This window comes from Rhodococcus sp. NPDC060086, assembly GCF_042730275.1.
Taxonomy (GTDB): domain Bacteria; phylum Actinomycetota; class Actinomycetes; order Mycobacteriales; family Mycobacteriaceae; genus Rhodococcus.
This window is the reverse complement of sequence record NZ_JBHWWZ010000008.1, coordinates 49,197-70,730: the sequence shown is the minus strand read 5'-3', so window position 1 is coordinate 70,730 and position 21,534 is coordinate 49,197. Positions and strand designations below refer to the sequence as shown.

The 21,534-nt window shown below is 66.1% G+C and carries 21 protein-coding genes; 9 read left to right on the top strand and 12 right to left on the bottom strand.

The genetic code is table 11. The features are described 5' to 3' along the window. Positions 1-2: 2 nt before the first annotated feature. The 4 genes from ACFWB0_RS07420 to ACFWB0_RS07405 form a co-directional block, all read right to left on the bottom strand. Positions 3-1,325 (bottom strand): hemolysin family protein, encoded by a 1,323-nt coding sequence (locus ACFWB0_RS07420; RefSeq protein WP_378489794.1) that lies wholly within the window; start codon positions 1,323-1,325, stop codon positions 3-5. A gap of 49 nt (positions 1,326-1,374) precedes the next feature. Then, on the bottom strand, positions 1,375-1,917 hold the full coding sequence (ybeY, locus tag ACFWB0_RS07415; RefSeq protein WP_378489793.1) for an rRNA maturation RNase YbeY: 543 nt from the start codon (positions 1,915-1,917) through the stop codon (positions 1,375-1,377). A gap of 49 nt (positions 1,918-1,966) precedes the next feature. Beyond that, the gene (locus tag ACFWB0_RS07410) at positions 1,967-3,031 is read right to left on the bottom strand and encodes a PhoH family protein (protein WP_378489792.1); all 1,065 of its coding nucleotides are present in this window, start codon (positions 3,029-3,031) and stop codon (positions 1,967-1,969) included. 138 nt (positions 3,032-3,169) lie between these two features. Next, positions 3,170-3,778, bottom strand: coding sequence for a TetR/AcrR family transcriptional regulator (locus ACFWB0_RS07405; protein ID WP_378489791.1), 609 nt, complete (start codon positions 3,776-3,778; stop codon positions 3,170-3,172). Between the two features lie 145 nt (positions 3,779-3,923). Between ACFWB0_RS07405 and ACFWB0_RS07400 the strand changes: the two genes are divergently transcribed. Next, the gene (locus ACFWB0_RS07400) at positions 3,924-5,528 is read left to right on the top strand and encodes an MFS transporter (RefSeq protein ID WP_378489790.1); all 1,605 of its coding nucleotides are present in this window, start codon (positions 3,924-3,926) and stop codon (positions 5,526-5,528) included. On the opposite strand, the gene ACFWB0_RS07395 is transcribed toward ACFWB0_RS07400, so the two are convergent. Genes ACFWB0_RS07395 through hrcA form a run of 4 tightly spaced genes read right to left on the bottom strand, consistent with a single transcriptional unit; the run spans position 5,525 to position 9,320 of the window. Beyond that, positions 5,525-6,289, bottom strand: coding sequence for an alpha/beta hydrolase family protein (locus tag ACFWB0_RS07395; RefSeq protein WP_378489789.1), 765 nt, complete (start codon positions 6,287-6,289; stop codon positions 5,525-5,527). The two genes, ACFWB0_RS07400 and ACFWB0_RS07395, sit on opposite strands and share 4 nt — an antisense overlap. Positions 6,290-6,304: 15 nt before the next feature. Further along, positions 6,305-7,063, bottom strand: a complete 759-nt coding sequence (locus tag ACFWB0_RS07390) for a 16S rRNA (uracil(1498)-N(3))-methyltransferase (RefSeq protein ID WP_378489788.1) — start codon at positions 7,061-7,063, stop codon at positions 6,305-6,307. 9 nt (positions 7,064-7,072) lie between these two features. Next, complete coding sequence (gene dnaJ, locus ACFWB0_RS07385; protein ID WP_378489787.1) at positions 7,073-8,218, bottom strand: molecular chaperone DnaJ; 1,146 nt, start codon at positions 8,216-8,218, stop codon at positions 7,073-7,075. Between the two features lie 58 nt (positions 8,219-8,276). Then, complete coding sequence (gene hrcA / locus ACFWB0_RS07380) at positions 8,277-9,320, bottom strand: heat-inducible transcriptional repressor HrcA (protein WP_378489786.1); 1,044 nt, start codon at positions 9,318-9,320, stop codon at positions 8,277-8,279. A 145-nt stretch (positions 9,321-9,465) separates the two neighbouring features. On the opposite strand from hrcA, the gene ACFWB0_RS07375 reads away from it, so the two are divergent. Then, complete coding sequence (locus ACFWB0_RS07375; RefSeq protein WP_378489785.1) at positions 9,466-9,843, top strand: type II toxin-antitoxin system VapB family antitoxin; 378 nt, start codon at positions 9,466-9,468, stop codon at positions 9,841-9,843. Between the two features lie 3 nt (positions 9,844-9,846). Here ACFWB0_RS07375 and hemW read toward each other — a convergent pair whose 3' ends face one another. Further along, a complete protein-coding gene (gene hemW / locus ACFWB0_RS07370) occupies positions 9,847-11,091 on the bottom strand; it encodes a radical SAM family heme chaperone HemW (protein WP_378489784.1) in 1,245 nt (414 codons plus the stop codon). Between the two features lie 380 nt (positions 11,092-11,471). Here hemW and ACFWB0_RS07365 point away from each other — a divergent pair, with 380 nt between their 5' ends. The 7 genes from ACFWB0_RS07365 (at position 11,472) to ACFWB0_RS07335 (ending at position 18,866) form a co-directional block, all read left to right on the top strand. Continuing rightward, positions 11,472-13,193 carry a nitrite/sulfite reductase gene (locus ACFWB0_RS07365; RefSeq protein ID WP_378489783.1) on the top strand — a complete coding sequence of 574 codons (1,722 nt, stop codon included), beginning with the start codon at positions 11,472-11,474 and terminating at the stop codon, positions 13,191-13,193. Continuing rightward, complete coding sequence (locus ACFWB0_RS07360) at positions 13,190-13,897, top strand: phosphoadenylyl-sulfate reductase (protein WP_378489782.1); 708 nt, start codon at positions 13,190-13,192, stop codon at positions 13,895-13,897. The genes ACFWB0_RS07365 and ACFWB0_RS07360 overlap by 4 nt, the downstream gene beginning before the upstream one ends. After that, a complete protein-coding gene (cysD, locus tag ACFWB0_RS07355) occupies positions 13,894-14,838 on the top strand; it encodes a sulfate adenylyltransferase subunit CysD (protein WP_378489781.1) in 945 nt (314 codons plus the stop codon). Before ACFWB0_RS07360 ends, cysD begins: the two co-directional genes overlap by 4 nt. Positions 14,839-14,840: 2 nt before the next feature. Continuing rightward, positions 14,841-16,154, top strand: a complete 1,314-nt coding sequence (locus ACFWB0_RS07350) for a sulfate adenylyltransferase subunit 1 (protein ID WP_378489780.1) — start codon at positions 14,841-14,843, stop codon at positions 16,152-16,154. Beyond that, a complete protein-coding gene (locus ACFWB0_RS07345; protein ID WP_378489779.1) occupies positions 16,151-16,897 on the top strand; it encodes a sirohydrochlorin chelatase in 747 nt (248 codons plus the stop codon). Before ACFWB0_RS07350 ends, ACFWB0_RS07345 begins: the two co-directional genes overlap by 4 nt. Before the next feature lie 127 nt (positions 16,898-17,024). Then, positions 17,025-17,915, top strand: coding sequence for a polyphosphate kinase 2 (gene ppk2 / locus ACFWB0_RS07340; protein ID WP_378489778.1), 891 nt, complete (start codon positions 17,025-17,027; stop codon positions 17,913-17,915). A 99-nt stretch (positions 17,916-18,014) separates the two neighbouring features. Further along, a complete protein-coding gene (locus tag ACFWB0_RS07335; RefSeq protein WP_378489777.1) occupies positions 18,015-18,866 on the top strand; it encodes a universal stress protein in 852 nt (283 codons plus the stop codon). 9 nt (positions 18,867-18,875) lie between these two features. On the opposite strand, the gene ACFWB0_RS07330 is transcribed toward ACFWB0_RS07335, so the two are convergent. From ACFWB0_RS07330 to cysT, 3 genes are read right to left on the bottom strand one after another with little or no spacing between them, the layout of a single operon-like run. Continuing rightward, a complete protein-coding gene (locus tag ACFWB0_RS07330) occupies positions 18,876-19,880 on the bottom strand; it encodes a sulfate/molybdate ABC transporter ATP-binding protein (RefSeq protein WP_378489776.1) in 1,005 nt (334 codons plus the stop codon). Further along, positions 19,877-20,686, bottom strand: a complete 810-nt coding sequence (cysW, locus tag ACFWB0_RS07325; protein ID WP_378489775.1) for a sulfate ABC transporter permease subunit CysW — start codon at positions 20,684-20,686, stop codon at positions 19,877-19,879. The genes ACFWB0_RS07330 and cysW overlap by 4 nt, the downstream gene beginning before the upstream one ends. After that, complete coding sequence (gene cysT / locus ACFWB0_RS07320) at positions 20,683-21,534, bottom strand: sulfate ABC transporter permease subunit CysT (protein ID WP_378489774.1); 852 nt, start codon at positions 21,532-21,534, stop codon at positions 20,683-20,685. The genes cysW and cysT overlap by 4 nt, the downstream gene beginning before the upstream one ends.

The following is a 21,534-nucleotide window of genomic DNA, read 5'->3' as shown; positions in this document are numbered from 1 at the left end:
GTTCACGATGCAGAGCACGCGCCGTCCTCCTTTCGAGAGGTGGGTGAGTCTTCGGATTCCGAAACGCGCCGGACGAACACGGTGTTCACTCGGACGCGACCGCGGACATCGGGTCCGCCTTCGCCGCGCAGGACGAGACCGTGGGTGCGTACCTGAGAACCCGGCAGCGGAACACGACCGAGTTCGTAGCCGAGGAGGCCGCCGACGGTGTCGACCTCGTCGTCGTCGATCTCGATGCCGAACAGTTCACCGAGGTCCTCGACCGGCAGGCGCGCGGAGACACGGTAGGTGTCGTCGCCCAGATCGTCGATGTCGGGGATCTCACCGACGTCGTACTCGTCGGCGATCTCGCCCACGATCTCCTCGATGACGTCTTCGATCGTGACCAGGCCTGCGATGCCGCCGTATTCGTCGACGAGCACGGCCATGTGATTGCGGTCGCGTTGCATGTCGGAGAGCAGCTCGTCGAGACGCTTGGAATCGGGCACGAACACCGGCGGACGCATAACCTCGGCGACCGAGACGCTGTGCCCGCCGTCGCTCGCGTCATAGGTCTGCTGCACCAGATCCTTCAGATAGACGACACCGCAGATGTCGTCGACGTTCTCGCCGATCACCGGGATGCGTGAGTGCCCGCTCCGCACTGCCAGGGATGTCGCCTGACCAGCGGTCTTGGTGTTCTCGATCCAGACCATCTCAGGTCGTGGCACCATGATCTCGCGCGCAGTGGTGTCGCCGAAGTCGAAGACCGACTGGATCATCCGTCGCTCGTCGTCGGCCACCACCCCACTTTCCTGCGCCAGGTCGACGAGTTCGCGAAGTTCGATCTCGTTGGCGAACGGGCCGTTGCGGAAACCTCGGCCAGGGGTGAGGGCGTTACCCACGAGGATGAGGATCCGGCTGATCGGACCCAGGATCACACCGAGCACACGCAGGGGCACGGTGGCGGTGAGTGCGATCGAGTAAGCGTGCTGGCGGCCGAGCGTGCGCGGCCCTACACCGATGACGACATAGTCGATCACCACCATCACCGTGGCGCTGATGACGAGCGCCCAGCTACGACTGAGGTGATCGAGCAATTCTCCCGCGAGCACCACTGTCGCGGTCAGCTCACACAGGATGCGCAGCAGTACCGCGAGATTGATATAGCGGGGACGATCTTCGAGGAGCGTAAGAAGTCTGCGGGCGCCCGCACGGCCGTCCTTCGCGAGCTCTTCCACACGAGCCGCCGACACCGTGTTCAGCGCCGAATCGATTGCGGCGAACAGTCCGCCGAATATCACGAGGAGAAATGCAAGAGCGTAGGAGAAGATCACGATACTCACGCGGCACTCATTCCTGCGCGCCCTGCATCATCCGCGGCCGGCGACACCGTCACAGCTCCGGATTGTCGACGAATCCGGCCTTTCCGAGCAGCTGCTGATCGCGCGCAGCCAGCCGGGCATCACGCTCGGCGAGCCGCAACTCCTCGTACCACTCGGCGAGCAACTGATTCTGCAGGCCGAACATTTCCTTCTCTTCTTCGGGTTCGGCATGGTCGTAGCCGAGCAGATGCAGCATGCCGTGCACCGTGAGAAGAGCAAGTTCGTTGTCGAGCGAATGACCGGCCTTCTCTGCCTGGTCTGCAGCGAACGACGGGCACAACACGATGTCGCCGAGCATGGACGGGCCCGGTTCGGGTGCGTCCGGGCGACCGCCCGGCTCGAGTTCGTCCATCGGGAACGACATCACGTCGGTCGGGCCGGGTAGATCCATCCAACGCACATGCAGATCGGCCATGGTGTTCGAATCCACGAGCACCATCGACAATTCCGCTGCGGGGTGCACGTCCATTCGGGCGATGACGAAACGGGCGACGTCGAGCAGGTCTTCCTCGACGACCTCCATCCCGGATTCGTTCGAGATTTCGATGCTCATGACTGTCGTTCCTTCTGCACTTCTGACGGATTCGGGTTGTGCTGCATGATCACCGGCGTGGGATCCGGTGTTGCGCGGCTCGTCGCTGGGCTCGGTTTCCGATGACCGCATCGCCACTTCTCTCGGCTTCGAAACGCCCGTAGGCGTCGACGATGTCGGAGACGAGTCGGTGACGGACCACGTCGCTGCTGTCGAGCCGCGCGAACTCGATGTCGTCGATGTCGTCGAGGATCTCAGCGGCTGCGGCAAGACCCGATTTTGCGCCACCGGGCAGGTCGATCTGGGTGATGTCGCCGGTCACCACGATCTTCGATCCGAAGCCGAGACGGGTGAGGAACATCTTCATCTGCTCGGCGGTGGTGTTCTGCGCTTCGTCGAGGATGATGAATGCATCATTCAAACTTCTACCACGCATGTACGCCAGCGGCGCGACCTCGATCACCCCGGCCTGCATGAGCTTCGGGATCGCTTCGGGATCCATCATGTCGTGCAGGGCGTCGTGGAGAGGCCGCAGGTACGGGTCGATCTTCTCGTGCAGGGTTCCGGGCAGGAAACCGAGACGTTCGCCTGCCTCGACCGCGGGACGGGTGAGGATGATGCGGGTGACCTGCTTGGTCTGCAGAGCCTGCACGGCCTTCGCCATCGCCAGGTAGGTCTTGCCGGTTCCGGCCGGGCCGATACCGAACACGATCGTGTTGGCGTCGATTGCGTCGACATACCGCTTCTGATTGAGGGTCTTCGGCCGGATGGTCTTCCCGCGCCGGGACAGGATGTCGAGGCTGAGCACCTCCGCCGGCGAATCCGACAGCCCGTTCGTGAGCATCCCCACCGTCCGGCGCACGGCATCGGGGCCCAGTTGCTGCCCGCGGCGCACCAGCGTGACCAGTTCACCGATCACGCGTTCGGCGAGGGCAACGTCTGCGGGGCTCCCGCTCAGGGTGACGGTATTGCCGCGCACGTGGATGTCGGCTGCGAGGGCCGTCTCGAGTGCGATGAGATTCTCGTCGGCTGCCCCCACCAGGGGTGCTGCAGCCTCCGGCGGGAGATCCAGGCTCGATCGGACCGGGATCCGGTCTACGTCGTCGGGGTCGCGGGTGCGGTCTGGTTCACTCACGTGGACGGAACGGCCTGCTTTCGGTTCAGATACGGACACGACGGGCGTCGTGTCCGTAGCCCAGTCTAGCGCCGTACGGTGCACACATTCACAGCATTGTGCGGCAGACCGTGTTCGGCTCCGCGTCGTGACCCGGATTCACGCCGTGGTCTGCAGCCACCGCCGTGCAGACGCCACGACCTCCTCGGCGCGATCGGGAGCGACACCCGCGAGGACCAGTACACCGAGCGCCATGGCGCCGCCGGCATCGTCGACGCCCCCGCGGTTGGCGTGTTCGAGCGTGGCCATGGTCAGGCCCTCCATCATCGCGACGAGCACGGAGGTCGGAAGATAGGCAGAGAACACGCCTGCCGCGCGACCCCGGTCGACGACACCGTAGGTGTGCGTGCGGACCGGCGCAATGAGCTCACTGATGCGGTCCTCACCGACTTCCTTGCGCGCGAACGACAGAAGTACCCGATATCGGTCGCCGACCGGACTGAGGCGCAGAACCCCCGCCGCGAGCGCCACGGCGGCGTCCTCGGGTTCGGGGGGCTCGACGGACGCGGCGAGCGCCGCTCCTGCCTCGTCGGCAAGTCCCTCGACGAGCGCGTCCCGGTTGGGGAAATGCGCGTACACGGTGCGTCGCACCACACCGGCGGCCTTCGCCACGTCGTCCATACTCGAGTCCGGGTCCGATGCGAAGCAGCGCATCGCCGCGTCGAGGATCCGTGAACGGTTCACGTTCGTGCGTTTCCGCGGTCGCATGACCGACTCCTCCACGCTGCTCATCCTCGTTTCGCCGTACGTGTGATGCACCTTCCAGTCTAGTTGCACACGACTGTGCAATTAGCTAGATTGCACACGACTGTGCAATCCAGGCCCGGAGCCGGGCCCGCATGGAGGAGAGCTCATGACCGACACCACCCCGGAGATCCGGGCATCAGTCCGCTCCGACAGCCCCTACCCACGTCGATGGGCCGCTCTCGCAACGCTGTGCCTGAGCCTTCTCATCGTGGTGATGGCGAATACCGCGCTGATCGTGGCAGCGCCGAGCATGCTGCGTGACCTGCAGCTGACGAGCACCGATATGCAGTGGATCATCGACGGCTACACGGTTCCGTATGCAGCGCTCATGCTGCTGTGCGGTGTCCTCGGCGACCGGTTCGGCCGACGACGCGCGCTCCTTGCCGGTCTCGCGGTGTTCGCCGCGGGAGCGGTCTTCGGGAGCCTCGCCGACAGCGCCACCGAGGTGATCGCCGCACGCATCGTGATGGGCGTCGGCGCGGCCGTGATCATGCCCGCGACCCTCTCACTCCTGGTCGCGATATTTCCGTCGCACGAACGCGCCCGCGCCATCGCTGCATGGGCCGCGACCTCCGGCCTTGCGATCGCTCTCGGGCCACTACTGGCCGGGTGGTTGCTCGAATCGCATTCCTGGGGCTCGACATTCCTGATCAACGTGCCCATCGCCGCGGCAGCGGCGATCGCCTCCCTCGCGCTCGTCCCGGCCTCCCGCGCAGACCATGTCGACCGCACCGACTGGATCGGCGGGCTGCTGTCGATCGTCACCGTCGGCGGTCTCGTGTACGCGATCATCGACGGATTCCACTTCGGCTGGAGCCCAGCTACTCTCGCGGTTCTGGCAACTGCGGCGACAGCAGCGGTGGCGTTCGTCGCCTGGGAACTGCGGCACCCGCACCCCCTGCTCGACCTCGCACGAGTTGTCGATCGGACCGTCGGGGCCGCGTGCATCTCGGTGCTGCTCTTGTTCTTCGCGACATTCGGCGTCATCTACTTCGTCGCACAGCAGTTCCAGTTCGTGCTCGGCTACGGGCCGCTCGAAACAGGCCTGCGCCTGCTTCCGCTCGCCGGAGCGGTATCCGCGGGCGCCGCCGCCAGTGCTCGTCTCGCACCCCGGTTCGGTACCCGCGCGACGGTGACCGCTGGGATGGCCGCGGCCACGCTCGGGGTGCTCGCGCTCACGCAGTCCCAATCCGATTCCGGGTACGGGATCTACCTCGTCTGCCTCCTGCTCCTCGGCATCGGCATCGGTCTCTCGACTCCACCCGCCACCGACCTGATCATGGCCGGCTTCCCCGAGAACGAGCTCGGCGCGGCAGGTGGACTCAACGACACCGCCGTCGAATTCGGCGGTTCGCTCGGAATCGCGTTGCTCGGCTCGGTTCTCGCGACCACCTATCACCGGGAAATCGCAGGCTTCCTGTCGGATCTTCCCTTCACGAACCTGACCGGGTCGATGGCCGAACAGGCCGAGCTGGCCATCGCTGCAGCCGGCGACTCCGTAGGTGGTGCCTCGATCGTCGCGGAGGAACTCGCCGCGAATCCCCTCGCCGCGTCCCACGCGGAACCGTTGCGAGAAGCCGCCGGTGCCGCGTTCGCCGATGCGATCGGGCAGGCCAGTCTGGTGGGCGGCATAGCTCTGGCTGTCGGGACTCTACTGGTGGCGGCAATTCTTCCGTCGAAGGACCGTGACATGCTCGAGCCCGCGCACTAGTCCGCCCCATCCGTCCAAGGGTCGTCGCCCAGCACCGCCTGCAACGTCAGTTCCCAGCTGCGGGTGGTGCGGTCGAGGAACGCATTATGCCCCTCCCCCGGCACCTCCCACAGCACGACCCGGTCGCCGGCGGCACCTGCGGCGTCGACATATGCACGACTGGCGGCCGCGGGTACCTGCACGTCCCCGCGGCCGTGGATACACACTGTCGGCACCCCGGTCGGGACCCGGTGCAGCGGCGACGCATCGTGATACAGCTGCGGATCGTCCGAATAGGACACTCCGAACAATGCCTCGAGTGGACCGCCGCCGCGAGCGGCCCTGGACACGAGGTCGAGGGCACCTGCCTGGGAGATCACGCGACTCGGCCGCACCGGGCAGTCGCGTCTGCCCGCCACCCACAGCGCAAGTTGAGCACCCGCAGAATGCCCGACGATCCGGACGTCGGCGACGTCCAGCGGAACCGGCGAAGATTCGAGCAGCAAGGTCGAGGTCGCAGCGAGTGCGGATTCGATGTCGGCGCTCGTCTCCGGCCACGCGCCGCCTGCCCCGACTCTCCGGTACTCGACGTTCCACGCAGCCACCCCGCGCCGGGCGAGCTCGGCCGCCAGCGTCGTCGCCAGGTTGAGGTGGAAGTCTGCGCTCCAGTAACCGCCGTGGATCAGCATCACCACCGGTAGCGGGCCGTCGACCTCGGTCGGTGTGTACAGGTACCCGAACTGGGCCGGCTCGGAACCGTAGTCGATGCGGATGCGTGGCATACGCATCATTATCGATCAGTGCAAAGGCTGTTGATTCCAGCGGTCGGTGAGCACGCCCACCGCACCGAGCGCCACCGCTGCAGCCGACGACGTGCGCAGCACCGTCGGTCCGAGCGATACCGCGCTCGCTCCGGCACCCACGAGTGCTTCGACTTCGGCGTCGTCGAGTCCGCCTTCCGGACCGACGACGAGGACGAGTTCGGGGGCCGCGGTAAGAGCCAGGGACGAGAACGGAACGGTGGCCGATTCGTGCAGCACCGCGACGACACCTCCGCCCTCGACGCTCTCACGTACCCGCGCCACGACGTCGGCGGTGCGGTGCAGCGAGGCCACCTCCGGCACATACGCGCGCCGAGATTGCTTAGCCGCGGCCGTTGCCGCCGCCTGCCACTTGGCCGTCCCCTTGTCCGCTTTGGAGTCCCACCGCGCGACACACCGTGACGACTGCCACGGCACGAATCCGTCGGCGCCCGCCTCCGTGGCGAGCTCGACGGCGAGCTCCGACCGTTCGGACTTCGGGAGGGCCTGGACGACGGTCACCGACGGTCGCGGCGGTGCGATCGTGCCGCGGCCGAGGACGGCGGCCTCGAGCCGGTCCTTGGCCACTGCCGTCACCTCGACATCGGCGACGCCGCCCCTGCCGTCGGAGAGCACGAGTCGTTCCCCGACAGAGATCCGCCGCACCGTTGCCGCGTGTCGGCCCTCCTTGCCGTCGAGAACGGCGGTAGCTCCCGTCTCGGGCAGCGGGTCGAGATAGAACAGCGTCGCGGCCACCGTGGTCGCCTAGCGGACGTTGAACGCGTCGCGCAGACGCGAGAACAGGCCCGACGAATGCTGCGACGACTTCGACACGACTTCCACGCGGTCGCGCTCGTTCATGATGCGGTACTCGTCGAGCAGCTTGGTCTGCTTGTGATCGAGCTTGGTCGGCACCACCACTTCGAGATGCGCGTGGAGGTCGCCGCGCGCACCCGAACGCAGTTTCGGCATTCCGTGGCCGCGGATCACCGATACCGAACCGGGTTGCGTACCGGCATCGACGGTGATGTCGATCGCGCCGTCGAGGATCGTGTCGAGGCTCACGGTGGTTCCGAGCGCTGCGTCGACCATCGGCACCCGGATGGTGCAGTGCAGGTCGTCACCGTCACGCACGAACACGTCGTGCTGCTGCTCGACGACCTCGACGTAGAGGTCACCGGCCGGCCCTCCACCCGGGCCCACCTCACCCTGCGCCGCGAGACGGATCCGCATTCCGTTGCCCACGCCGGCGGGGATCTTCACTGTGATTTCACGGCGCGCCCGCACCCGGCCGTCGCCACCGCACTTGCGGCAGGGGTCGGGGATGGTCTCGCCGACTCCGCGGCAGGTGGGGCACGGACGCGAGGTCATGACCTGGCCGAGGAACGAACGCTGGACCGACTGGACTTCACCGGCGCCGCCGCACGTTTCACACCGGACCGGCTTGGAATCGCCGTTGGTGCCGGAACCGGTGCAGGAGTCGCACAGGATCGCAGTGTCGACTGTCACGCTCTTGGTCACACCCCGAGCGCATTCGTCCAGCGTCAGGCGAGTGCGCAGCAGCGAGTCGGCACCCGGTTGGACGCGTCCTCGAGGACCGCGGGAGCCGCCACCCCCACCGCCGAAGAACGCTTCGAACACGTCGCCGAGACCACCGAAGCCCGCACCACCGAAGCCGCCGGCGCCTGCACCACCGCCCGACGCGAGCGGGTCACCGCCGAGATCGACGATGCGGCGCTTCTCCGGGTCGGAGAGCACCTCGTATGCAGCAGAGATCTCTTGGAAACGCTTCTGTGCCGACCCGTCCGGGTTGACGTCGGGGTGATGCTCACGCGCCAGCTTGCGATACGCCCGCTTGATCTCCTGGTCGGTCGCATCCTTGGACACACCGAGCGTCCCGTAGTAGTCCACGTTTGGTTCTCGTCCTTACTTCATCTACACAGAATGATCTACACAGAATTGGGCATGCTCAGCGCTCGCCGAGCACCTCACCGATATATCTCGCAACGGTCGCGACCGATGCGATGGTTCCCGGGTAATCCATCCGGGTGGGGCCGAGCACACCGAGCCCGCCGAACACCGCGCCTGCCGCACCGTACCCGGTGGACACCACGGAGGTGCTGCGCATCTCGGCGACCTGGGTCTCCTCACCGATACGGACGGTGACCCGGCCTGTGTCCTGGCTGGCTGCGAGCAGTTTGAGGACCACCACCTGTTCCTCGAGGGCCTCGAGGACGGTGCGCAACGAACCCGGCATGCCCGGCAGGCCTTCGAAGTCGGCGGCGTTGCGGGTCAGGTTGACGGTGCCACCGAGTACGAGTCGATCCTCGGGGTGCTCGACGAGGGACTCCACCAGTACGGTCGCGCAGCGGATCACGGCGTCACGCAGGTCTTCCGGTGCGTCCTCGGCGAGTTCGGACACAGCGATCGACGCAGCAGCGAGACGTTTGCCGCTCAGGGCGTTGCCGAGCAGATCGCGCAGCCGCACGAGATCGTCGTCGCCCACGACGTCGCCGAGTTCGACGATCCGTTGGTCGACGCGCCCGGAATCGGTGATGAGCACGAGCAGCAGCCGCGCCGGTGTCAGGGCGACGATTTCGAGGTGTCGTACGGACGACGACGACAGGGTCGGGTACTGCACCACCGCGACCTGACGGGTCAGTTGTGCGAGCAAGCGGACCCCGCGACGCAGCACATCGTCGAGGTCGACACCGGACTCGAGGAACTGCAGGATCGCGCGACGCTCGGCCGCCGACAGCGGCTTGACCTCGGCGATCCGGTCGACGAACTGCCGGTAGCCCTTGTCGGTGGGTACCCGTCCCGAACTGGTGTGCGTCTGAGAGATGTATCCCTCTGCTTCGAGGACCGCCATGTCGTTGCGGACCGTGGCGCTCGATACACCCAGGTTGTGACGATCGACGAGCGTCTTCGATCCGATCGGTTCCTTGGTGGACACGTAGTCCGCCACGATCGCCCGCAGAACCTGGAATCTCCGTTCCTCGGTGCTCGACATCTGCCCACCTCCGTTCCACCACGCGCATGCCCGAACAAGTGCACCTCGCGCGCGGGGCACGGGTGCACTGTGTGCCGTACCCGCCCAGTCTAATCGTCTCGGAGCCGAACAGATCCATCCGCCACCCCGTGCGTACTGTGGGCGCATGATCTTCAAGGGTGTCCGGGACGGTAAGCCGTATCCCGATCACGGGCTGTCGCTGCGCGATTGGTCGAGAATCCCTCCGCGTCAGATCCGCCTCGACGAGATCGTCACGACCACGAAGGTTCTCGAACTCGATCGACTGCTGTCGGAGGACTCGACGTTCTACGGCGACCTGTTTCCCCACGCTGTGCAGTGGAAAGGGGTCCTGTATCTCGAGGACGGCCTCCACCGGGCCGTGCAGTCCGCACTGCGGAACCGCCCGGTGCTCCATGCCCGCGTCTTCGATTACGACGCACTCGCACCGCTCTCGAGCGTCACATCGCCCGAGGAGACCGATCCGGCAGGTCCTGAAATCCTGGGCGAGCCCCGGTTCCTCTAGCGCTCATTCCCGGTCGGATCCGAGCAGGATCGTCCGCACCACGCCGTCGGCGAGCAACCGGCCCCGGTCAGTGAGGATCAGACGATCACCCGACACGGCGGCCAGACCGTCGTCGACCACCGTCCCGGCGGCGGCGAGTTCACCGGCGTCGAGTTCGCTCAACGGCAGACCGGTCCGTAGTCGCACGGTGAGCATCACCGATTCGGTGTGGATGTCGTCGGCCGTGAGCTCCTCGCTCCCCGCGACCGGCAGTTGTCCGTCGGCGAGGACACCCGCATAGCGCGCGGGATGCTTGACGTTCCACCAGCGCACCCCGCCGACGTGACTGTGCGCACCGGGTCCCGCACCCCACCAGTCGCCGCCGTCCCAGTAGCCGAGGTTGTGGCCACATCTGGCCGAAAGATCCTCGGCTCGAGCCCAATTGGACACCTCATACCATGTCAGCCCGGCCGCTGTCAGTCGCCGGTCGATGCGCTCGTACCGGGATGCGAGCACGTCGTCGTCCGGCGCCGGGAGTTCCCCGCGGCGCACCCGCCGCGCCAGCGCGGTCCCGTCCTCGACGATCAGCGCGTAGGCGGACACGTGATCGACACCCGCTTCCAGCACGGCATCGAGCGACGCGTCGAGATCGGCGTCGGTCTCACCCGGCGTGCCGTAGATCAGGTCGAGGTTCACGTGCCCGAATCCGGCCGCCCGGGCCTCGCGGGCCGCGGCGACCGGGCGTCCCGGAGTGTGGGTGCGGTCGAGCACCGCGAGCACGTGGGAGGCCGCCGACTGCATGCCCAGGGAGATACGGGTGTAGCCGGCATCGCGGATCCGTGCGAAAAATTCCGGTGAGGTCGATTCGGGGTTCGATTCGGTGGTCACTTCGGCGCCGGGTGCGAGCCCGAACGACGCTCGGACCGCATCCAGCACGTCGGCCAGCCCGTCGGCGCCGAGCAGCGAGGGCGTGCCGCCGCCGACGAACACGGTCTCGGCCGCCGGCGTCCCACCGCCGTCACGACCGAGCAACTGGGCACCGGCGTCGAGTTCGCGCCGAAGCCCCTCGAGCCACGACTCGGGCGACGCCGCGGATCCCAGTTCACCCGCCGTGTAGGTGTTGAAGTCGCAGTAGCCGCAGCGCGTCGCACAGAACGGCACGTGCACGTACACCCCGAAGGGTCTGCTGCCCACTCCGTCGAGTGCGCTTGCCGGCAGTTCGAACCCGTGTCCCGCACCGAGCTCGCTGCCGGTTCTCGTGTCACTCACGAGCTCCAGTGTTCCAGAGACACAGCTGGCCCCCGTCGGCGCTGCGCGCCACCCTGACACCGCGCTGCGCGCCCATCCTCGACACGGCGCAGCGCGCCGACCTCGACATTTCCCCGATTTTTGGTGGAAATAGCCTCCGGATTCGGCGGCAACCCCGTGACATGGCACAATGGTCGCCATGACCGGACTCGGAGTGCGACTCGTGGCTCGACGCCACGTGGACCTCAAGCGTGTCTGTGCGTCTATCTGTCTGCCCTGCGCCGCCTGTCGCTAGTACGGCACCAATCCGGCAATTCTCAGATCCCGCCGGATCGAGGCGTGTTCGCATGAGGCCAGCCCCCTCGCGTACTCGATCCGGTCCTTCACTTCAGGAGAACCGCATGTCGTCGACCACCGACGTCGCTCCCCCCGCCGACTCGACACCCCCCGCTCGCCGTCGCTCGGCGAAGCCCACCAAGCGCCGTGCAGAGGGCCAGTGGGCGTTGGGTTACCGCGAGCCGCTCAACGGGAACGAGCAGACCAAGAAGGACGACAATCCGCTCAACGTCCGCCAGCGGATCATCGACACCTACCAGCACGTCGGCTTCGACAACATCGACAAGGCCGATCTCCGCAGCCGCTTCCGCTGGATGGGCCTCTACACGCAGCGCGCCGAAGGCTACGACGGCACCTGGACCGGCGACGACAACGCCGACATCCTCGAAGCCCCGTACTTCATGATGCGGGTCCGCACCGACGGCGGTCAGTTGAACACCGCACAGGTGCGCGCGATCGCGAGCGTCTCGAAGGACTTCGCTCGCGACACCGCAGACATCACCGATCGCCAGAACATCCAGTTTCATTGGATCGAGATCGAGAACGTACCGGAGATCTGGCGTCGACTCGAAGCGGTCGGCCTGGAAACCACCGAGGCGTGCGGCGACTGCCCCCGAGGCATGCTCGGCTCTCCTCTCGCCGGTCTGTCCCCCAACGAGGTCATCGACGCCACCCCGGCGCTCGAGGAGATCAAGCGCCGCTACATCGGCAATCCCGAGTACTCGAACCTTCCCCGTAAGTTCAAGACCGCGATCTCCGGCCAGCCCGACGTGGTGCACGAGATCAACGATGTCTCCTTCGTCGGTGTGAACCACCCCGAGCACGGCCCCGGATTCGATCTGTGGGTCGGCGGTGGTCTGTCGACCAACCCGATGCTCGCGGAGCGCACCGGAGCGTGGATTCCGCTCGACGAGGTGGCGGACGTGTGGGAAGGCGTCGTCGCGATCTTCCGCGACTACGGCTACCGCCGACTGCGCTCGAAGGCGCGCCTGAAGTTCCTGATCAAGGACTGGGGCATCGAGAAGTTCCGCGAGGTACTCGAGACGGAGTATCTGTTGCGCCCGCTCATCGACGGGCCCGCTCCTGAACAGCCGCGCCATCCCATCGACCACGTCGGTGTCACCAAGCAGACCGACGGCCTCAACGCCATCGGGTTCTCTGCGGTGTCCGGCCGGGTGTCCGGCACCATCCTCGACGTCCTCGCCGATTCCATGGACAAGGCCGGAACCGATTCGGTGCGCCTGACCCCGTACCAGAAGCTGGTCGTCGTCAACGTACCGGACGACAAGATGGCCGGTCTCGACGCCGACCTCGAAGCGGTCGGCCTCAGCTCGCGGCCGTCGCGGTGGCGCCGCAACTTGATCGCTTGCACCGGCCTCGAGTACTGCAAGTTGTCGTTCACCGAGACGCGCAGTCGTTCACAGAATCTCGTTCCGGAGCTCGAAACCCGTCTGGCCGAACTCAATTCCGAACTCGACGTACCGATCACGCTCAACTTCAACGGCTGCCCCAACTCGTGCGCGCGCATCCAGATCGCCGACATCGGGTTCAAGGGCATGCTCGTCGACGACGGCGACGGAAAGCAGATCGAGGGATTCCAGGTACACCTCGGCGGCAGCCTCGGATTCGACATCGGATTCGGACGCAAGCTGCGTCAGCACCGCATCCTCGCGCACGAAGCGACCGACTACATCGAGCGCGTGGTGCGCAACTTCATCAAGAACCGGAACGCCGGCGAACGCTTCGCCGAGTGGACCGTACGCGCAGACGAGGCGGACCTCCGATGACCACATCCACACACACCTCCGACGACCTTCGTGAACTCGCCGCGCAGGGGGCGGCAAATCTCGAGGGCGCGTCGGCTCAGGAATTGCTGCGATGGACCGAGGAGACGTTCGGCGACTCGTACATCGTGGCGTCGAACATGCAGGACGGGGTGCTCGTGCACCTTGCCGCGCAGTTCCACCCCGGCGTCGATGTCCTGTTCCTCGAAACGGGCTACCACTTCGCCGAAACTCTCGGCACCCGCGACGCCGTGGAACAGGTGTACGGCGTCAACGTGATCAATGCAGCTGCGAAGCAGACAGTCGCCGAGCAGGACGCCTTGCTGGGCAAGGACCTGTTCGCCCGCGACCCGGGCGAGTGCTGCCGCCTGCGGAAGGTGGTGCCGCTGAAGGACACCCTCAGCGGATATCGCGCGTGGGTGACCGGAATCCGGCGGGTCGAGTCGCCCACTCGGGCGAACGCACCGCTGATCTCGTTCGACGAGGCGTTCGGGCTCGTCAAGATCAACCCGATCGCGGCATGGACCGATGAGGACATGCAGAACTACATCGACGAACACGGAATTCTCGTCAATCCCCTCGTCGACGAGGGGTACCCGTCCATCGGGTGCGCCCCGTGCACGAACAAGCCACTTCCCGGGGCCGACCCGCGCAGCGGACGCTGGGCCGGCCAAGCCAAGACCGAATGCGGGTTGCACTCCTCATGACACTCATCGATACGACAACTTCCGAACAGCGAGCAAAGCTGGACGGCAACAAGTTCGACACTCTCGACGCCCTCGAGTCGGAAGCGATCCATATCTTCCGTGAGGTCGCGGGCGAGTTCGAACGGCCCGTGATCCTGTTCTCGGGCGGCAAGGACTCGACCGTTCTCCTCCATCTCGCGATCAAGGCGTTCTGGCCTGCACCGCTTCCCTTCGCGCTGCTACATGTGGACACCGGCCACAACCTCCCCGAGGTGCTCGCATTCCGCGACTACGTCGTCGAGAAGTACAACCTGCGGCTACACGTCGCGAGCGTCGAGGAATACATCGCCGACGGCCGCCTCACCGAGCGGCCCGACGGCATCCGCAACCCGCTGCAGACCGTGCCGCTGCTCGACGCCATCTCCGAGAACCGGTTCGACGCCGTCTTCGGCGGCGCGCGCCGCGACGAGGAACGCGCACGCGCCAAGGAGCGGATCTTCTCGCTGCGCAACGCATTCGGCCAGTGGGATCCCAAGCGGCAGCGTCCCGAGCTGTGGAACCTGTACAACGGCAAGCACGCCCCGGGTGAGCAGGTACGCGTCTTCCCGCTGAGTAACTTCACAGAGCTCGACATCTGGCGCTACATCGCACGCGAGAACGTGGAGCTCGCGAGCATCTACTACGCGCACGAGCGTCCCGTCTACCAGCGTGACGGCATGTGGATGACCCCCGGCGTGTGGGGTGGCCCGAAGGACAGCGAAGACCTGCAGACCCTGTCGGTGCGGTACCGCACCGTCGGCGACGGCTCCACCACCGGCGCGGTGCTCTCCGACGCAGCCGACAACGAGGCCATCCTGGCCGAGGTGGCGGCATCCCGTCTGACCGAACGCGGCGCAACCCGTGGCGACGACCGAGTTTCCGAAGCGGCCATGGAAGACCGCAAGCGAGAGGGCTACTTCTGATCATGAGCGACCTCCTTCGCCTGGCTACCGCCGGGAGCGTCGACGACGGCAAGTCCACTCTGGTGGGCCGGCTGCTGTACGACACGAAATCCGTTCTGGCCGACCAGATCGATGCCGTCACCCGCGCATCGGTCGACCGCGGCCTCGATACCCCCGACCTGTCGCTGCTCGTCGACGGCCTGCGCGCCGAGCGTGAGCAGGGCATCACCATCGACGTCGCCTACCGGTACTTCGCCACGCCGCAGCGCAGCTTCGTGCTCGCCGACACCCCCGGTCACGTGCAGTACACCCGCAACACGGTGTCGGGTGCCTCCACAGCACAACTCGTCGTGCTGCTCGTCGACGCGCGGAAAGGTGTCATCGAGCAAACCCGCAAGCATGCTGCGGTCCTCGCGCTGCTCGGTGTGCCCAAGCTGGTGCTCGCCGTCAACAAGATCGATCTCGTCGAGAATCCGGCACAGGTGTTCGCCGACATCCGGGACGAGTTCACCTCGCTCACGCGCTCGCTCGGCTGGGCGCCCGAGGACGTGCAGGAGATCCCCGTCTCCGCGCTGCACGGTGACAACGTCGCGACGCGCTCGGAGAACACCCCGTTCTACGACGGCCCGACCCTCATCGAGCACCTCGAGTCTGTTCCGGTGGATGCCGATGTGCACGGGCGACACGACGTCGGCCTGCGTTTCGCGGTCCAGTACGTGATCCGGCCCCGCACCGCCGAGCATCCCGACTACCGCGGCTACGCCGGCCAGATCGGTGCCGGCTCGGTCCGCCCCGGAGACGAGGTCGTGATCCTGCCGTCCGGTATCCGTACGACGGTCGAGCGCATCGACACCGCCGACGGCGAACTCGACGTTGCCCACGCAGGCCGCTCGGTGACCTTGATCCTGGCCGACGACATCGATGTGTCACGCGGCGACGTCATTGCCGCACCTGGCGCACCGGAGCCGATCGGCGAGTTCGAGGCGACCGTGTGCTGGCTGGCGGAGAAGCCGCTGCGTCCCGGCGCCCGCCTGCTGCTCAAGCACGGCACCCGCACCACACAGGCGATCGTCGGCACGCTCGAGGAGCGTTTCGACGAGCAGAACCTGACGTCGGTTCCGAGCCCGGAGTCGTTGGAGCTCAACGAGATCGCGCGAATCTCCGTGCGTGTCGCCGAGCCGATCGCGGCCGACGACTACAAGGTCAACCGTCGCACCGGAAGCTTCCTTCTCATCGACCCGGCGGGCGGGAACACCCTGGCGGCAGGTCTGGTCGGCAACGGGCTCTCCGACATCGAACTCGGTGGGGTCGAAACCGGGGACCCTGTCCTCGCATGATCCCCCTGATCGCTGTCGCGCACGGCAGCCGCGACCCGCGTTCGGCGCGGGCCGTGGCTGCCGCGCTCACAGCGGTCCGCCATCGGCATCCCGAATTTGACGTCCGCCTCGCGTTTCTCGATCTGAACAACCCATCGGTACCGCAGGTCCTCGATACGGTCGCCGCCGAAGGGCATCGATGCGCGGTGGTGGTCCCGTTGCTGCTCGGCAGCGCGTTCCACGCGCGTATCGATCTCCCCGCGCTGCTGGCGGAGTCCAGAATCCGCACTCCACACCTCGAAGTCGTGTGCTCCGACATTCTCGGAGACGATGAGCTGCTGGTGGCGGCTGCACGCGACAACATCGTCGCCACGGGTGTGTCGGCGGACGATCCCACTGTCGGGGTTGCACTGTGTGCGGTCGGCTCGCGCCGGCTCGGTGCGAATTCGTCGAGTGCGATGGTCACACCCCGCATACTCGCCGGAACCGCGTGGACGCTTGGTCGTACGTGTTTCGCGACGGCCACCGGACCGTCCGCCGAAACGGCTTTGACCGAACTCTCCCGTTCGGGTGCGCGCACGCTCGTGCTCGCGCCCTGGATGCTGGCGCCGGGCCTGCTCTGGGACCGTACGTGTGCCGCAGCCGAACCTCTGCACCGTGTGCACATCGCCGCGACTCTCACCGATCACGAGGCCGTCGGCGACGTGATCGCCGCGCGTTACCTCGACACTGTGGCTGCATCCCCGGCTCTCGTCGCGGCCTGATGCACATCACGCGCATCCACCGCTGCGACGGTTTGCGTGGTATTCACTTTCTACGACTACAACGGTAGCCACCCCGCCCGTGGGGTGACCCCCCGGTCGTGCGAATCCGGATCCGCGAGGAGAACGCGTGCAGAACGAACTACGGCGCTACATCGACCGTCTTCGCACCGAAGGATATTCGGTGCGCGACGATCACGGTGAGGATCCCGACCTCATCGACACCCGCGGCCGCGCGGTCGACACCTGGCGCGAGAACTACCCGTACGACGAGCGGATGGATCGCGCGACATACGAGGTCGAGAAGTACCTCCTGCAGATCGAACTGCTCAAGTTCCAGTCGTGGGCGAAGGACAACGATTCGAAGCACATCATCGTCTTCGAAGGCCGCGACGCCGCGGGCAAGGGCGGCACGATCAAGCGTTTCCAGGAGTACATCAACGTTCGGCACGCCCGAGTGGTCGCGCTGAACAAGCCGTCCGACCGCGAGTCCGGACAGTGGTACATGCAGCGATACATCAAGCACTTCCCCACCGCAGGTGAACTCGTGATGTTCGACCGCTCCTGGTACAACCGTGCGGGCGTGGAGCGCGTCATGGGGTTCTGCACCGACGACGAATACGAACGGTTCCTGGACCACGTCCCACTCTTCGAGCAGTTGATCATCGACGCCGGGATCTCGCTGACCAAGTTCTGGTTCTCCGTCACCCAGAACGAGCAGCGCACCCGCTTCGCCATCCGTCAACTCGATCCCGTCCGACGGTGGAAGCTGTCCGACATGGATCTCGAATCCCTCGACAAGTGGGAGTTGTACACCGCCGCGAAGGAAGAGATGTTCCGGCGCACCGACACCGACCATGCGCCGTGGACCACCATCAAATCCAACGACAAGAAACGCGCCCGCATCAACGCCATGCGCTTCTTCCTCGACCAGTTCGACTACGAGAACAAGGACGATCAGGTGGTGTTCGGAGCCGACCCGAAGATCGTGCGACGCGGTAGGGACGCGGTCGGCGACTGAATGCGGCGCCCGGGGTCGCGTTCACCGGCCGAGTTCGTCGAACCCTGGCGAGCAGATGTGGTCTGTACCACACTGGTGGCAGAGTGAGGAGAGATCATCATGGGCAGAGCATCGACCGGACGGGGAATCGTGGCGGGGATCGACGGCTCCGACAGCGCGCTCGGTGCAGCGCGCTGGGCCGCGTCGATCGCCCATCGCTTCGGGGAACCCCTGTATCTGACGCACGTCGTCCCGGAACGACCGTCGGGCAATGGCGCTGCCGCGCACGGAGAGCAGGCTCTCGACGCGGCAGAGGCCGTGGTGCGCGCGGCACGACCCGACGTCGTCGTCGAACGCAAGATCGAGGTGGGCAAGCCCGCACAGACCCTCGTGGAGCTGTCGGACACCACACGCATGGTCGTGCTCGGTCATACGACGACGAGCGAGCTGCAGTCCATGTTCGCGCGATCCGATGTCGTGCACACCGTCAACCACGCCCATTGTCCGGTCGTGACGTGGCGCGGCGACCCGGGCCCGTCCGAACTCGATGGCGCACCCATATTCGTGGGGGTCGACGGCAGCAGATTGAGTGCGAAGGCCATCGACCACGCTTTCGAGATCGCAGACAAGGCCGGCGCACCACTGACCGCAGTGCATACCTGGTCCGAGCAGTCCACCCTCACCTACGGCGAAGGGTCACGATTCACCGACTGGGAGGCATACGAGGAACACCAGGCGGCAGAACTCTCGGAGAGCCTCGCCGGCCACCGCGAACACTATCCCGACGTGGAGGTCTCGTACCGTGTCGAGCGAGGAAAGCCCGACGTCACGCTTCTCGAACACTCCGCTCATGCGCAGCTCGTGGTTGTGGGCAGTCACGGCCGCAGCACGATTGCGTCGGCGCTCCTCGGATCGACGAGTCAGAATCTGATCCACCACGCGATGTGTCCGGTGCTCATCTGCCGCAGTTGAGCCGTCTCCCTATTCTGCGCTCACCACCACGGACGCACCGGGCCCCGCGGTGACCTGCGCGTAGACCGTGTCGCCCGCCTTCAGTCCCAACGCACGCGCATCGCCGCGCGTGACCTGCGCGATGAACGGCTCACCGGTGGCGGCGTTCTTCAGCTCGACCCGCACCTCGAATCCGAGGTGCACGACGCGCTCGACAGTGGCGCGGGCGACACCGAGGTCCTGTGTACCCGACGCCTGCGCGATCTCGAGACCGGGTTCGTGACCGAGCCTGATGTCGTGCGGACGCACGAGCCTGCCGCTGAACTTCGAGACGTTTCCGAGGAAGGACATCACGAAGTCGTTCTCCGGGCGGTCGTAGAGATCCTCCGGTGTGCCGACCTGTTCGATCCGGCCGCGGTTCATCACCGCGATGCGGTCGGCAACGTCCAGCGCTTCCTCCTGGTCGTGGGTGACCAGCACGGTGGTCACGTGAACTTCGTCGTGCAGTCGACGCAGCCAGGTCCGCAGGTCGGCGCGTACCTTCGCATCGAGCGCACCGAACGGCTCGTCGAGCAGGAGCACCTGGGGGTCCACTGCCAGGGCGCGCGCGAGTGCCATGCGCTGCCGCTGCCCGCCCGACAGCTGAGCGGGGTATCGGTGCTGGAATCCGTCGAGTCCGACGACCTCGAGGAGTTCGTCGACCTTCGCCGCGATCTGCCGCTTCGGGAGCTTGCGGATCTTCGGACCGAACGCCACGTTCTCGCGAACCGTCATGTGTTTGAAAGCGGCGTAGTGCTGGAAAACGAAGCCGATTCCGCGTTTCTGCGGTGACACGTCCGTGACGTCGTTTCCTGCGATGTGGACGGTGCCGCCGTCGAGGGATTCGAGCCCGGCGATCGAGCGCAGCAGCGTCGACTTACCCGAGCCGGACGGTCCGAGCAGCGCGGTCAACGAGCCGGACGGGATGTCGAGTGAGACATCGTCGAGCGCGGAGAAGTCGCCGTAGTTCTTGAACGCCCCGGAAACGGTGATCATGCTGTGGTGCTCCTCTTGCGGTCGAGCAATGTCATCAGCAGCAGGACCACCACTGCGATGGCCATGAGCAGGGTTGCGGCGCTGTACGCGCCGAAGGTGTTGTGGTCGTCGATGTAGCGGGCGTGGACAAGCAGCGTGAGGGTCTGCGATACCCCGGGGAAGCCGGACGAGACCATGATGACCGCACCGAATTCACCGAGGGCGCGGGCGACGGTGAGAACGATGCCGTACGTCAGGCCCCAGCGAATCGCCGGAAGGGTGATCCGCCGGAATGTCTGCCAGGTGCCGGCGCCCAGTGTCGCGGCGGCCTGCTCCTGTTCTTCGCCGATCTCGTAGAGGACGGGTTCGACCTCGCGCACCACGAACGGCAGTGTCACGAAGATCGTTGCGATGACCATTCCCGGTAACCCGAAGATCACCTTGAATCCGAGAGATTCGAGTCCGCCGAACCAGCCATTGGCGCCCCACAGCATGATCAGCGCGACACCGACCACGATCGGCGACACCGCGAACGGCAGATCCACGACGGACTGCAGTAGTCCGCGACCAGGAAAGCGTCCGCGCACCAGCGCCAGCGCAACCACGATGCCGAATACGACATTGACGGGGACGACGATCGCGACGATGAGCACCGACAGGTTGAGCGCGGAGATCGCGGCGGGCGTCGTGATCGAGTCGACGAACGCCATCACACCGTTCTCGAAGGTGCGGTAGAGGATGAAGCCGATCGGCACGAGCAGCAGCGCGATCAGGTATCCGAGCGCGACTACGCGCAGCGAGATGCGCGAGAGCGGAGAGAGTTTCACGCGTCGTTCTCCTCACGGACACGGCCGCGGTGTGCGACGAGCCGCAGCACGAACAGTGCCACGAATGCGATGAGCAGCAACGCCACCGAGACGGCCGCGGCGTTGACCGGCCTGTCGATCTCGATCTGCTGCTGGATGTACTGCGACGCCACCTGGGTTTGTCCGGGAATGTTCCCGCCGATCAGCACGATCGAGCCGTACTCCCCGATGGCGCGGGCGAACGCGAGTCCGACTCCCCCGAGGATCGCGGGCGCCAGGGTCGGAAGCACCACGGTCCGGAAGGTCGTGATGTTGTCGGCACCGAGTGATGCCGCAGCCTCCTCGACCTCCCTGTCCGCCTCGATGAGAACGGGTTGAACCGATCGCACCACGAACGGCAGGGTGACGAACGCGAGCGCGACGACCAGACCGGGCTGTGTCGCATTGAGCTGGATACCGACGGGGCTCTGCGGTCCGTACAACGCGAGCAGCACGATGCTCGCCACAATCGTGGGCAACGCGAACGGCAGATCGATCAGCGCGTTGACGATCTTCTTGCCAGGAAGCTCGTCCCGTACGAGTACCCACGCGATCAACGTTCCCATCACTGCGTTGATCAACGCGACCACGATCGAGACGGTAACCGTGATACGAAGGGTCGCAAGCGCATTCGGTGCAGTGACTGCGTCCCAGAAGCCACCGAAGCCTCCAGAGAAGGCTTCGGTGGCCAGGGCCGCGAGCGGCAGCAGGACGATGATGCTCAGCCACAGGGTGGCAACGCCGATCCCGAGCGGGCCTACGGCACCGGTGACTTTCGCGGTGCGCCGGCCACGCCTCTTCGGGGCGGACACTTCTACTGAGGTACTCAC